The organism is Bacillus sp. AFS015802 (assembly GCF_002561455.1).
Taxonomy (GTDB): domain Bacteria; phylum Bacillota; class Bacilli; order Bacillales; family Bacillaceae_B; genus Rossellomorea.
In genome coordinates this window covers 31,749-44,808 of the sequence record NZ_NTUP01000074.1, presented here as the reverse complement: position 1 = coordinate 44,808, position 13,060 = coordinate 31,749, and the positions used below count along the sequence as shown (strand labels likewise).

The 13,060-nt window shown below is 45.2% G+C and carries 12 protein-coding genes; all 12 read right to left on the bottom strand.

Annotated elements, in window-relative coordinates:
• Positions 1-94 precede the first annotated feature (94 nt).
• Positions 95-1,282 (bottom strand): hypothetical protein, encoded by a 1,188-nt coding sequence (locus tag CN378_RS21985; RefSeq protein WP_257141237.1) that lies wholly within the window; start codon positions 1,280-1,282, stop codon positions 95-97.
• A gap of 172 nt (positions 1,283-1,454) precedes the next feature.
• Complete coding sequence (trxA, locus tag CN378_RS21980) at positions 1,455-1,769, bottom strand: thioredoxin (protein WP_098354638.1); 315 nt, start codon at positions 1,767-1,769, stop codon at positions 1,455-1,457.
• Positions 1,770-1,984: 215 nt separating this feature from the next.
• Positions 1,985-2,965 carry an electron transfer flavoprotein subunit alpha/FixB family protein gene (locus CN378_RS21975; protein WP_098354637.1) on the bottom strand — a complete coding sequence of 327 codons (981 nt, stop codon included), beginning with the start codon at positions 2,963-2,965 and terminating at the stop codon, positions 1,985-1,987.
• 43 nt (positions 2,966-3,008) lie between these two features.
• The gene (locus tag CN378_RS21970; RefSeq protein ID WP_098354636.1) at positions 3,009-3,782 is read right to left on the bottom strand and encodes an electron transfer flavoprotein subunit beta/FixA family protein; all 774 of its coding nucleotides are present in this window, start codon (positions 3,780-3,782) and stop codon (positions 3,009-3,011) included.
• A gap of 133 nt (positions 3,783-3,915) precedes the next feature.
• Positions 3,916-4,686, bottom strand: a complete 771-nt coding sequence (locus tag CN378_RS21965; protein WP_098354635.1) for an enoyl-CoA hydratase — start codon at positions 4,684-4,686, stop codon at positions 3,916-3,918.
• A gap of 21 nt (positions 4,687-4,707) precedes the next feature.
• Positions 4,708-5,295: a fatty acid metabolism transcriptional regulator FadR gene (locus CN378_RS21960; protein WP_098354634.1), complete on the bottom strand. Its 588-nt coding sequence runs from the start codon at positions 5,293-5,295 to the stop codon at positions 4,708-4,710.
• A gap of 135 nt (positions 5,296-5,430) precedes the next feature.
• The gene (locus CN378_RS21955; protein ID WP_306471903.1) at positions 5,431-7,125 is read right to left on the bottom strand and encodes a long-chain-fatty-acid--CoA ligase; all 1,695 of its coding nucleotides are present in this window, start codon (positions 7,123-7,125) and stop codon (positions 5,431-5,433) included.
• A gap of 339 nt (positions 7,126-7,464) precedes the next feature.
• Entirely contained in the window at positions 7,465-7,872 is a 408-nt protein-coding gene (locus CN378_RS21945) for a DUF350 domain-containing protein (protein ID WP_098354631.1), read from the bottom strand.
• Positions 7,873-7,893: 21 nt separating this feature from the next.
• A complete protein-coding gene (locus CN378_RS21940) occupies positions 7,894-10,248 on the bottom strand; it encodes an endonuclease MutS2 (RefSeq protein WP_098354630.1) in 2,355 nt (784 codons plus the stop codon).
• A 20-nt stretch (positions 10,249-10,268) separates the two neighbouring features.
• Positions 10,269-11,978, bottom strand: coding sequence for a DNA polymerase/3'-5' exonuclease PolX (gene polX, locus CN378_RS21935; protein ID WP_098354629.1), 1,710 nt, complete (start codon positions 11,976-11,978; stop codon positions 10,269-10,271).
• Positions 11,979-12,172: 194 nt separating this feature from the next.
• The gene (locus CN378_RS21930) at positions 12,173-12,712 is read right to left on the bottom strand and encodes a CvpA family protein (protein WP_098354628.1); all 540 of its coding nucleotides are present in this window, start codon (positions 12,710-12,712) and stop codon (positions 12,173-12,175) included.
• Between the two features lie 7 nt (positions 12,713-12,719).
• On the bottom strand, positions 12,720-12,980 hold the full coding sequence (zapA, locus tag CN378_RS21925) for a cell division protein ZapA (protein ID WP_098354627.1): 261 nt from the start codon (positions 12,978-12,980) through the stop codon (positions 12,720-12,722).
• Between the last annotated feature and the right edge of the window lie 80 nt (positions 12,981-13,060).

Genomic DNA, 13,060 nt, shown 5'->3' with positions numbered 1-13,060 from the left:
GCACATAAAGTGAAAAAGGGCTGACCCCAATTGGCTAAAATCCACCCTACTGAAAGAGGGACTTCACACAAAGATACAGGGTCAACCCAAATGACTATTTATTCGCTTTCGCCATCACATCGTTCAACATTTTTTCCAGGTTCGTTCTGAGCGTTTCTGCTTTTTCTTTATCCTGTGACTTAACAGCTTCTAAGTAGCTTTGAGCATCCGTTGATAGAGATTGATAAACTTCTTCACCCATCAGCCTCTTGATATCAGAGGAGATAAGATCGATGAACAGCGCACCTTCCAATGCCGTGATGGCTGACTTATCTTCTCCCCAGTACTCAGCGCTCTCCTCGTATTCGTGCAGGGCGATTTTGGAGAATCCGCGAACAAATGCATGATTCACCGCTTCAGGGTCGATGGTTGTCACATCCGTCTGCAGGTCAAATTGGTTGTTGATGAATTCTGCTTCTTCAGGAGCGTTGCCTGATAGATAACTAGCAAGAGATTGATAGAATGCCCATCCCTCTGCTTGTTCTGCTTTGGCCGCTTCCGCATCTTCCTTCGCTTCTTCAGAGGCTTTCATGGCATATCCGTTTGGAAGGGCCCCTGCTGCAAGATAGAAAGTTTTCATCAACGTCTTGTCGACGACTTGCTTTCCAAGTTGGAAACCGAGCTCATCATCCTCTTCGACGGCCTTTTCCATCTCATCGAATCCACCATTTATGGCATCGACCATATTCGTATCATAAGCCTGATCCCTTTTTTGAACCGTTGATTCAAGAATTCCATAAAACTCTTTCGCTTCTTCTATTTCTTCGCTTACTTCTTCTTTATTTCCCCAGTTTTCCGCTACTTCCGTGAACTCATGTTTCATCGTCGTATAGAAAACTTTTTGCATTAATTTATCGAATAATTGTGCGACCACCACTTGATCAAGGGAACCTTCCTTACCTGCTTCAAGAGCAGTGGAAATATGCTCGTCTACAGTATCTTCAAATTCCTGATCACGCTTTTGCACAAGTTCCTGTAAATCATCCTGATAGATGGATGTCACTTTATCAAAATCGACTTCTTTATCTTCTTTCGCTTTGGAAAGCTCCGCCTTGGCTTCTTCGAAAGAAGCAGAGTAATCCACATTCTCCTGTTCAGCTTCATCTTTCTTTTCCACTTGCTTTGAATCCGCTGAGGCAGGTGCCTTTTCCTCACTGCTTTTCTCATCTGTTCCACAGCCTGCCAGAACAGAACCCGTTAATAGGAATGCAGCAAAGATCTTCGTTAAGTCTCTCTTTCTCATATGTATATACCCCCCGACTGATTAAATGATAATGATTTTCAATTCCATTAAAATTATATCGAGAATGATTCTCATAGTCAACGTTTTTTAAAAAAATTAATATAGGGGACTATTACAGGCCATAAAAAAACACCGTGGCTGATGATCAGCCACGGTCTTTCAGTTGAAATCCTTATGCGTGTTTATTTAATAATTCTGCAAGTGCTTCCTTAGGTTGGAAACCGATTACTTTGTCTACTACTTCGCCGTCTTTAAGGACAACTAGAGTAGGGATACTCATAACCCCGAATTTACCTGCTGTTTCCTGGTTTTCATCAACGTCCACTTTGACGATTTTCACTTTGTCGCCCATTTCGCTATCCAGCTCTTCAAGAACCGGTGCGATCATTTTACAAGGTCCACACCAAGGTGCCCAGAAATCCGCCAGTACCAGTCCGGAATTTGTATCAGTTGAGAATGATTGGTCAGTTGCATGTGTAATTGCCATTTATATGCGCCTCCTAAAATCTTTGAATGTAACGTAAGTATATCACCGTTTTTTGGTGGATGCTATATTTCTGCTCGTAGGTAATATTCCCTTCTGAAAACGGAATATACTGTAGAAGAAAAAATAAGGCGCAGCCCGTGATCCAGCTACGTCCTTATTTGTATTCTATAGTATGTTCATACCCTGTAACCGTTCCTTTAAAACGTCAGGACAGATTAAGAAGAGGCTACTTTAAGTTTTTTAAATTCTTCCGTCAGCATCGGTACCACTTCAAAGAGGTCCCCGACGATTCCGTAATCCGCTACGTTAAAGATATTCGCTTCAGGATCTTTATTGATCGCAACGATGACCTTGGAATTCGACATCCCCGCTAAATGCTGGATGGCTCCGGAAATACCGCAAGCAATATACAGGTCAGGCGTTACCACTTTCCCCGTTTGACCGATCTGAAGGGAGTAGTCACAGTAATCTGCATCACACGCTCCACGGGATGCTCCTACCGCTCCACCAAGTACATCGGCAAGTTCTTTAAGAGGATTGAATCCATCTTCACTCTTCACTCCGCGTCCGCCGGCAATGATGACTTTCGCTTCAGAAAGATCCACACCTTCGCTTGCTTTGCGCACGACATCTTTAATGATCGTACGTAAGTCTTTGATGTCTACCGATAGAGTGGAAACATCCCCTGTGCGGGACTCATCTTTCGCTAATGGTTCGATGTTATTCGGACGGATCGTCGCAAAGATCACTCCGTCTGTCACGATTTTCTTCTCAAATGCTTTACCTGAATAAATCGGTCTTGTGAAGACGAGGTTACCGCCGGCTTCCTCAAGATCCGTAGCATCTGAAATCAGCCCTGTGCTAAGTTTACTTGCCACTTTTGGGGACAGGTCTTTTCCAAGTGCCGTATGACCGAAGATGATGCCTTCAGGCTTCTCTTCCTCAATGACTGAAAGGATGGCTTGTGAATAGCCGTCTGACGTATACTGTTCCAGTTTATCGTTTTCAACGACTACCACTTTGTCCGCACCATATTGAATCATTTCTTCCCCTAAAGCGCTTACACTCTTGCCAATAAGAACTCCGACGACTTCTCCGCCTTCAGATACTGTCTTCCCTGCCGCAATCGCTTCAAAGGAAACATTACGTAATGATCCGTCTCGAACTTCTCCAAGTACTAATACTTTTCTCGCCATGTTAAATTACCCCCTGAATGTTAGTTATTACGTTGATCCTGGCTTATATAACTTTCGCTTCGTTGCGAAGAAGTGAAACAAGCTCCGATACTTGAGCATCCAATTCGCCTTCTAATACTTTACCGGCTTCCTTCTTCGGCGGAAGGTAGATTTCGATTGTTTTGGTCTTTGCTTCTACGTCATCTTCTTCTAAGTCGATATCATCCAATTCCACTTCATCCAAAGGCTTCTTCTTCGCCTTCATGATTCCAGGAAGGGATGGATAACGCGGTTCGTTCAACCCTTGTTGGGCCGTCACTAAAAGTGGAAGGGATGTTTCAATGACTTCTGAATCCCCTTCTACGTCACGGGTAACGGTCACTGTTTCACCATCGATTTCCAATTTCGTGATGGTTGTTACATAAGGAATATCAAGCTGTTCTGCTACACGAGGTCCGACTTGTCCAGATCCGCCGTCGATGGCAACATTACCTGCAAGGATCAAATCGACTTCCTGCTCTTTTAAATAGTGAGCGAGGATCTTCGCTGTCGTGAATTGATCTCCATGATCAAGATCATCTTCTGTATTGATAAGGACCGCTTTATCCGCACCCATGGCTAAAGCCGTTCTCAATTGCTTTTCACTTTCTTCCCCGCCGACTGTCACGACCGTTACTTCGCCGCCATGTGCATCACGGACTTGAATCGCTTCTTCGACAGCATATTCATCGTAAGGATTTATGATAAATTCAGCTCCGTCTTCGGCAATTTGACCGTTTTGGATCGAAATTTTCTCCTCAGTATCAAACGTTCTTTTCAAAAGTACATAGATGTTCATTCGTAAGTCCCTCCTAATAATGTAAACATTCTTTCCCTTAAAAAGATTTCGACAATTTAACCCCTTTGAATGGGCAGCATTGACATGCAATACTGCCCCTAACTAAGAGTTTACTATATTACTAGAATGTATTCTAGCCTTTAAAGTGTGGTTCTCTCTTTTCTACGAATGCTGAAATGCCTTCCTTGGCATCCGCCGATACAAATACCTCACCGAAAAGATCCGATTCTCTCATGACGCCTTCATAGAAGCGATCATCTTTTGTGTAGCTCAACAGCTCAATCGCTGCCTTCATCGCTCCCGGGCTCTTCTTCGCAATCTTATCGGCCATTTCCTTCGCTTTATCGAAAAGCTGGTCTTCAGGGTATGCCTTATTCGCCAGTCCCCATTGAACCGCTTCTGTCCCGCTGATCGGCTCGCTTGTCAACAGCATTTCTGCTGCTTTCGCTCTCCCAACCAGTTTCGGAAGGCGCTGTGAACCTGCAAATCCGGGAACAAGTCCAAGTTGCAGTTCAGGCAATCCGAGTTTCGCATTTTCACTCACCAGTCGGATATGACAACCCATGGCAAGCTCCAATCCACCACCCAGAGCAGCTCCGTGAATGGCTGCAATGATCGGTTTCGGGAAATTCTCCATACGTTCAAAAACGTCCTGGCCTTTTTTGGCAAGCTGCGAGAATTCCTCACCGCTTTCAATCGTCGTGAATTCCTTAATGTCGGCACCTGCCGAGAAGAAACGTCCTTCACCTTTCAGCAAGATGACCCTGACATCCTTGTTCGTTTCAAGCTCATCAAGAACCGAATCAATCTCCCTGATGAGTCCACTTGCAAGTGCATTAGCTGGAGGTCTTTGAATCAGGACCGTTGCTACTTGTCCTTCTAAGACCCATGATAAACTTTCCATCTCTCATCCCCCTAAACGAAGTTAGTTCCTGCCGCCACATCCATGAAGCAATAATTTGTGTATAGCAGGGACTTGAGCTACCAAATCATATTTCTGATCGTTCATCACCCATGTCGTCGCCATTTCATCCAATGTTCCAAAGATCATTTGGCGTGCCAGCCGGACATCGAGATCATCCGAAAACTCCCCTGATTCAATTCCGCTGATCAGGACCTTATCGACTAATTCCAGATAGCCCTTTAATACATCGTTGATTTTCATGCGGATGTCTTTATTCGACTGTCTGAGCTCGAGCTGTGTGACGATGGCCAGATGATGATCATCCGACAGAATCCTACAGTGATTTTCAATCATCACTAATAATTTCTCTGAAACTGTCTGTTTTCCTGCAATAACTTCCTCGATTTTTTCGACAAAGAGTACCATTTTCTCTTTGAACAACGAAATCAGGATATCTTCCTTATTTTTAAAATAAAGATAAATCGTTCCGTCAGCGACCCCTGCTTGTTTCGCGATCTTTGACACCTGGGCCTGATGGTAACCATTTTCAGCTATTACAATAACAGCAGCATCGATAATTTGCATGTATTTAGGTTTATTACGTTTCATATGTTCTGACCTGCCTTAACGAAATATGAATGACCATTCATTCATATTTTTATAATAAAAGGTTTCCCGTGGATTGTCAAGAATCGATCCTTGTCCAATTCCTCGTCAAAAAGAAAAAGCTCAAAGTGTATTCATTCAGCTTGTTTTCTGTTCATCTTCTACCTTCTGTCGCTCTTCTTCCACAAGGGCCCTCCTCAGGATCTTCCCGACAGCCGTTTTCGGAAGTTCACTCCTGAATTCGTAAATCCTCGGCACTTTGTATGCAGCCAGGTACTTACGTGCGTACACATTGAGCTCCTCCTCCGTCAGGGATTCCCCTTCTTTCAACACCACGTACGCTTTGACGGTCTCCCCTCTATAAGGATCGGGTACGCCTGCTGCGACCACTTCCTGGATGGCAGGGTGCTCATACAGGACCTCCTCAATTTCACGGGGATAAATGTTAAAGCCGCCTGCTATGATCATATCTTTCTTACGATCTACCACGTAAAAATAACCCTTTTCATCCATATAACCCAAATCACCCGTTAACAGCCAGCCATCCTTTAACGTTTGTTCGGTTTCCTCCGGACGGTTCCAATACCCCTTCATCACCTGAGGGCCTTTTACGACGATCTCACCGATCTCATTCGGGGGCAGGGCTTCGCCAGTTTCCAGTGAAAAGATGGCACTCTCCGTACTTGGCCAAGGGACACCGATGCTTCCCTTGATTCTTGCTTTATCCCAAAGGAAATTGGAATGGGTGACAGGGGATGATTCTGTGAGTCCATATCCTTCTACAAGCTTTCCACCCGTTACCTCCTCGAATTGCTGCTGGACTTCCACCGGTAAAGGGGCGCTTCCGCTGAGACAGGAATCGATGGATGACAGATCATAGTTCTTTACATCGGGATGATTCAATAAACCGATATAGATGGTAGGGGCACCTGGAAATAAGGTTGGCTTATGTTTCTGAATCGTCTTCAGCGTCGTTTCAGGATCAAATTTAGGGAGCAGGATCATCTTATACCCCTGCATGACCGAAAGAATCAGCACCGCCGTCATGCCATACACATGAAAGAATGGAAGGATCCCGAGCATTTTTTCTTCCCCTTTTTTACACTTATAAAGCCAGGCATCACACATGGAAGCATTCGCTACCAGATTCTTATGGGTCAGCATGACTCCTTTCGGGAAACCGGTTGTGCCGCCGGTATATTGAAGCAGGGCCAGATCATTTTCGAAATCGAACTCTTCCGGTGTGACTTCTGCCCTCGCTGTCTTCATGATTTCAGTGAATAAATGGTTTTGACCCCTATGGTCCACCTTCACCACGATACCATATTGCTTCTTCTGGATAAACGGATAGATGAGATTCTTTGGAAAAGGAAGATAATCTTTGATAGCGGTTACAATAATGTGCTCAAGACCGGTATTTTTCATCACCTTCGACACTCTTGGATAAAGAATGTCCAACGTGAGGATCACTTTCGCACCGGAATCCTTCATTTGATATTCGATTTCTCTTTCCATATACAATGGATTGGTTTGTACCACCACTCCGCCCGCGTAAAGGGTGCCGTAATAAGCAATGACGGATTGAGGGGTATTCGGCAGCATGATCGCCACCCGGTCTCCTTTTTCGATCCCCAGCGTTTTAAGATAATGGGCGAATTTGAGAGCCGATTCATGTAATTCACGGAAGCTTATTTCTTTCCCCATGAAGTGGATCGCCGCTTTATTACCGTAAAGGGAAGCAGCTTCGGTTAAATAGGACTGTAATGGTTTCTCCGTAAGGTCTAGTTCTTTTGGGATTTCTTCCGGGTATTCTGCAAGCCATGGTTTAGTCATTGTAATCCCTCCTTCATAATTTTTAGAAAATTTCTTCTATTCATTATTATAATATAAGGGGACTTCAGTTACAATTTCAAATACAACCCGACCGTACTTTCTGCCTATCCCTCAGGCTTGACCTTCCTCACAATCCCTTTTTAAAAATGAAAAAAGACTGCCTATTTCACCATATGACAGTCTGTTTGTACATTAGTATTATTTTAGGATTATTTCTCTCTCATGATTCTATATAGTCTACTGTTCAAGTAAAGAACAGCATATAGATGATCCCAACCAGTATGAACACCCCGCACAGGGTGAGCAGAACCTTCGCCAACGTTTCCATATTTCCTCTCCTTACGATATACCGGCTCCTATGACATAGGATAACCCGACTGAAATGACGAGCGAAATGAAGCCTACCGCCCGGTTATCATTTTCAATTTCTTCATCGATCCTGAATTTCGGCGTCAGGAATTCATAGATGAAATAGCCGATCAACAGGAGAATGAAGCCAAATACACCCCACCCGATCGTGGTCAGGATCGTATCATTATGGCTGATGGAATGTCGGAAAATATTCGCTATCCCGAATATTTTCCCGCCTGTTGCCATCGCCACAGCCAAATTTCCTTTTTTGATTTCTTCCCAGTTCCGGTATTTGGTCACCAATTCAAAGATCGCTAAAAACAAAACCAGGCAAAGGATGACCACACTATAATTTCCCGCCGTCTGAACAAATTCATTTTCCCAAAAGTTCTCCATTGTAAAGCTCCCTTACCCTCTTTATTTAAACTGAACGACCGTGACGCCCGTTCCACCTTCACCTGCATCCCCGAAACGGATGTTTTTGACCGACCGGTGGTTCTTCAAGTACTCCTGCACTCCCTGTCTTAAAGCTCCCGTCCCTTTTCCATGGATGATGGAAACGCGTGGGTAGCCAGCAAGAAGAGCGTCATCGATGTATTTCTCCACTCTTGATAGGGCATTTTCAAAACGTTCTCCCCGCAGGTCGAGTTCGAGGCTGACATGGAAGTCCTTGCCTTTCACCGTAGCCAGCGGTTTCGTTTCCACCTTTTGTTGAGATTGAATGAATTCAAGGTCTGATTCCTTCACTTTCATCTTCATGATGCCCATCTGTACCTGCCATTCCTTCGCAGATACCCGTTCGACCAGATGACCTTTTTGATCAAAGCTCAGGACTTTGACTTCGTCACCAGGTTTCAATTCATGTTTTGACCCTGTGGCTTTCTTCTTTTGCCCCGTCTTCAGCTTAGGTGTGGCGTCCTCAAGCTGCTTTTTTGCCTGGATCAGTTCATGCTCTTTGATCTGGGCAGACTTTTCCTGCTGCATCTTCCGGAGATCTTTGATCACCTGCTCAGCTTCCGCCTTTGCCTTTTCAACGACTTCACTGGCTTTCTGCTGTGCTTTTTCGTAGAGGGTATCCTTCTTCTCGTAATACTCCATCATTTGCTTCTGCATATCTTTGTGCATTTTCTCAGCCTGTCTCAGCAGCTCGTGGGCCTCCTCAAGCTCCCGTTCACCCTGGCGCCTGCTGTCTTCAAGTGAAGCGATCATATTTTCGACTTCTTTACTATCGGTGCCGATATGGGATTTCGCACGTTGGATGACCGGATCCGAAAGTCCCAGTCGTTTGGAAATATCGAACGCATTACTCCTTCCCGGTACGCCCAGGAGCAGCTTATACGTGGGACTTAGTGTTTCCACATCGAATTCCACACTCGCATTCACGACACCTTCACGATTATATCCATATGCTTTCAACTCAGGATAATGGGTAGTCGCTACGACCCTGGCCCCGGTTCCATGGACTTCATCCAGGATGGAAATCGCTAACGCCGCACCTTCCTGGGGATCCGTCCCGGCACCAAGCTCATCGAAGAGCACCAGACTCTCATGGTCGACTTTTTTCAGGATGTCGACAATATTGACCATATGGGACGAGAAGGTACTCAAACTCTGTTCAATCGACTGCTCATCCCCGATGTCAGCATAGATATGCCGGAATACGCCGACCTCTGAACCATCCAAAGCCGGGATCGGAAGACCTGCCTGTGCCATGAGGCTCGTCAATCCCAATGTCTTCAGAGTTACGGTTTTCCCCCCGGTATTGGGACCGGTGATGACAATGGAAGAAAACTCATTCCCGAGCTCGATGTCATTCGCCACCGCCTCATCGATCGGAAGCAGGGGATGACGGGCCTTGTTCAGCTTCATCCGTCGTTCGTTATTGATCGTCGGCTTAGATCCCTTGATCGACCGTCCGAACTTCGCTTTGGTAAACATGAAATCCACGTCAGAAAGGACATTCACGATCAGAAGAAGTTCTTCCCCGGATTCCTGGACGCTTTCAGACAGCTCCTGAAGGATTTTTTCGATTTCCGTCTGTTCTTTCAAGCGGAGCTCCCTGAGCTGGTTATTCAGCTGAACGATCGCTTCAGGCTCGATGAATAACGTCTGGCCGGAAGAGGATTGATCATGGATGATCCCGCCGTATTGACCTCTGTACTCCTGTTTGACCGGAATGACGTAACGATCATTACGGATGGTGATGATCGCATCTGATAACATTTTTTGCGCGTTGGAAGAACGGATCATCCGTTCAAGCTTCTCCCGGATCCGTCCCTCATTCGCACGAAGCTGCGTACGGATCGTGCGAAGTGTTTCACTGGCAGTATCGAGAATTTCCCCATTGTCGTCCACGACTTTCCGTATATCCTGTTCCAATTGCGGAAGCGGGATGACCGACCCCATTTTCTCTTGTAGAAGAGGGATTTCCACCTCTTCCTCGAGGAGTTCTTCCACAAAGAGAGTCAGCTTACGGCTTGCCCGGATCGTGCTCGCCACCTGGACGAACTCGGACGGGGAAAGCATACCGCCGATTTGAGCACGCTTCACGTGAGGCCTTATGTCAAAGATCCCGCCTAAAGGCGCATGCCCCTTCAACCGGAGAATCGTCATCGCCTCATCCGTCTCATCGTGAAGAGCCGTAATCTCTTCGTATTCCACTGACGGCATGAGGGAGGATACCCTTGCATGACCGAGTGCAGATGCAGCGAATTGCTTTAATAATTCTTTGATTTTATCAAACTCCAACGTCTTTAATACTTTAGCATTCACGGAATGTATTCCACCTTTTATCAGTTTCGCTTAATATATTGTAACAGCTCATTTTTATCCCATGCATTGATGACCGTGTCTTTCTTGATCCATCCTTTACGGGCAGTGCCGACACCGACTTCCATAAACTCCAGGTGATCGATACTGTGAGCATCTGTATTGATGACGAGCTTCACACCCTGTTCCTGGGCCTTGCGGATATTTTCAGCAGAAAGATCCAGACGATTCGGGTTGGCATTCAGCTCAAGTGCCGTACCGGTTTCTTTCGCCAATTGGATAAGAAGATCCACATCGACGTCGTAGCCTTCCCGTCTGCCGATGATCCTGCCGGTCGGGTGGGCGATGATATCCACATGGGTACTCTTCAAGGCTGTTGAGAGTCTCTCCATGATTTTCTCTTGAGGCTGTGAAAAACTTGAATGAATGGAAGCTATGACAAGGTCCACTTTTTCCAGAAGATCATCATCATAGTCCAAAGTCCCGTCAGGCAGGATATCCATCTCGATTCCCGAAAGGACTTCGATATCATCATACTTTTGATTGATTTCTTTTATTTCCTCGATTTGTTTCAATAAACGCTCTTTCGTAAGGCCATTCGCCACCCGCAAATACTGTGAATGGTCCGTGATGGCCATATATTGATATCCTTTGGCTCGGCACGCTTCCACCATTTCCTCGATGGAATATGCACCATCCGACCATGTCGAGTGCATGTGCAGGTCGCCGTTTATATCCTTCAATGTGAGGAGAGGATAATCCTTACTGAACTCTTCCACTTCTCTTCCATCTTCCCGGAGCTCCGGGGGAATGAACGGCAGGTTGAAATAATGATAGAATTCTTCCTCGGTCTTAAAGGTCCTCACTTCACCGGTTTCACTATTCTCCACGCCATATTCACTGATCTTCTCCCCGCGTTCTTTGGCCAGCTGCCGCATGCGGACATTATGATCCTTTGATCCTGTGAAATGATGGAGGGTCGTCGCAAATTCCTCAGGCTTCACGATACGAAAATCAATGCTGACGTCCCAATCGTACTTAAGGGTCAATGAAACCTTCGTATCCCCCGCAGCAATGGTTTCAACGATATGAGGCAATGTCAAAAGCTCTTCCTTCACCTTTTCGGGACGTTCGGTCGAAATAATGAAATCAAGGTCCTTGATGGTTTCCCTCATCCTTCTCAAACTTCCGGCTCTCGAGTAAGTCCCGATGCTGTCCATTTGTGAAAGATATCCCTCGATCTCTTCCGCAATCCCCATCATGAAACCAATCGGGAGGCGGTCGGGTCTTTTTCCGACCTGTTCGATGGAAGCGAGGATCTTTTCTTCCGTCTTTTTCCCAAAGCCTGCAAGCGCCTGTACCTTATTGGCTTTACACGCCTCTTCCAGGTCTTCGATCCCTTCGACCCCAAGCTCACTGTACAGCTTAGCGATTTTCTTCCCGCCAAGTCCAGGCAATTGAAGAAGGGGGATCAATCCCTGTGGGACCTCCTCCTTCAATTCTTCAAGAACCGAGGATGTCCCATCGTTTATGTACTCTTCGATCACCCCTGCCGTACCTTTTCCGATCCCGGAGAGTTTCGTGAAATCACTGATTTCCTGTAGGCTCCGGTCGTCATTTTCAAGTGCCGCAGCCGCTTTTCGGTAGGCGGATGTCTTAAATGAATTTTCGCCTTTCAATTCCATATATATCGCAATTTTCTCTAATAATTTTATAATATCTTTTTTATTCAAGAGATTCACCCTCTATCTTAGATTTAACGAGTAAGGATCCTTTCAGCTTCTTCGTTCGCTATAAAAGCAAAAACGACTCCATCTATATAGTAGCAAAATTGATATAAAAAGAAAAAAGACTGACTTATAAGATGAACAAATCCGCCTGACCTTCCTGCCGGATTATTGGTTGCATACTTATAGTCAGCCCTTATTCAGGCTACATATTCAATCCACCAGGATTTCACCATATCGGAGAAAACCGGGGTATGTTTCACCATCGCTTGCGCAATAAAAGAGTTATTGATGAATGTCTGAACCGACTCGATCGGCAATAATACCGCAATGAATAAGAGAATGAATATCATTAAATATGCTTCTATAAAACCCAGTACCCCGCCGCCAAGGATATTCAGCTGCTTCAAAAGCGGTAGATGGGCAACAAAGTCGAGCATCGAACCAATGATCTGGAGGATGATCCGCACCGCGAAGAAAATCACAGCAAACGCAATCACCCGGTAGTACGCCTGATCTAAATGGGTCGATTCAAAAATCATATTCAGCGTGGACTGCTCGTCCAATTCAGGATACGGAATCCATAAAGTCAGCTTGGGTGCAAGCTGATCATAATATATGTATGCTACAATGAAAGAAACGATAAAACCGAATATGTGGATGACCTGCAAAATGAATCCACGTTTCAAACCTATTAGAAATCCTATCACCAGGATGATCAACAAAGCTAAGTCCAACATCTTTTTTTCAATCCTTTAATCGTTTAATTTCCCGTTCAAGCTCTTCAACTTTTTCTTGAAGTTTGAGATAATCATTTACGGCATTCACCGCTGTCAAAACGGCGAGCCTGCTTGTGTCGAGAGATGGATTCATGGAGTTGATTTCTCTCATTTTGTCATCCACTTTTGAACAGACAAATCTTATTTGACTTGTTGATTCAGTCCCAACAATCGTATATTGTTGACCATATATGTCCACAGTGGTGCGATTTTTTTGTACTTCAGACAACCTGAAAGCCCCCCATTCATAAGAATCCTACACATAATCATACCATGAAATCTTTTGATTTTGGAAGGAATTTGTCACAT

Excerpts from the sequence above, each read along its gene's own strand:
- CN378_RS21975 (WP_098354637.1), bottom strand. The coding sequence starts at position 2,965 with ATGGCGAGAAAAGTATTAGTACTTGGAGAAGTTCGAGACGGATCATTA.
- CN378_RS21970 (WP_098354636.1), bottom strand. The coding sequence starts at position 3,782 with ATGAACATCTATGTACTTTTGAAAAGAACGTTTGATACTGAGGAGAAA.
- CN378_RS21930 (WP_098354628.1), bottom strand. The coding sequence starts at position 12,712 with ATGTTGGACTTAGCTTTGTTGATCATCCTGGTGATAGGATTTCTAATA.
- CN378_RS21985 (WP_257141237.1), bottom strand. The coding sequence starts at position 1,282 with ATGAGAAAGAGAGACTTAACGAAGATCTTTGCTGCATTCCTATTAACG.
- CN378_RS21965 (WP_098354635.1), bottom strand. The coding sequence starts at position 4,686 with ATGGAAAGTTTATCATGGGTCTTAGAAGGACAAGTAGCAACGGTCCTG.
- CN378_RS21945 (WP_098354631.1), bottom strand. The coding sequence starts at position 7,872 with ATGGAGAACTTTTGGGAAAATGAATTTGTTCAGACGGCGGGAAATTAT.
- trxA (WP_098354638.1), bottom strand. The coding sequence starts at position 1,769 with ATGGCAATTACACATGCAACTGACCAATCATTCTCAACTGATACAAAT.
- CN378_RS21955 (WP_306471903.1), bottom strand. The coding sequence starts at position 7,125 with ATGACTAAACCATGGCTTGCAGAATACCCGGAAGAAATCCCAAAAGAA.
- CN378_RS21960 (WP_098354634.1), bottom strand. The coding sequence starts at position 5,295 with ATGAAACGTAATAAACCTAAATACATGCAAATTATCGATGCTGCTGTT.